1 protein-coding gene is annotated in these 256 nt (G+C 74.6%); it reads right to left on the reverse strand.

The genetic code is table 11. The features are described from left to right. The coding region (locus JMJ56_RS33470; RefSeq protein ID WP_202836166.1) for an alanine racemase at positions 1-256 on the reverse strand (256 nt) is incomplete at both ends.

Consider the following 256-nt stretch of genomic DNA (forward strand, 5'->3'; position numbering starts at 1 on the left):
TGGGCACTGCCATGGTAGGATTGCAGCCCGCCGAAGATCAGGTGCGGGCTGGCGGCGATCTGTCGGGCCAGCGCCACCACCGGCGGCCCCGGCTCCACCCCGCAGCGGCTGGCGCCGCAATCCAGCTCGACCAGCACGGTGATGCGGGCCCCGACAGCCTCCGCGGCCGCTTCCAGCGCCGAGACCTGGGCGGCATCGTCCACGCAGACCGCGACCCGGCTGATCCGCTGCAGGGCCGCCAGCCGGGCCAGCTTGG

The organism is Belnapia arida (assembly GCF_016773205.1).
Taxonomy (GTDB): domain Bacteria; phylum Pseudomonadota; class Alphaproteobacteria; order Acetobacterales; family Acetobacteraceae; genus Belnapia; species Belnapia arida.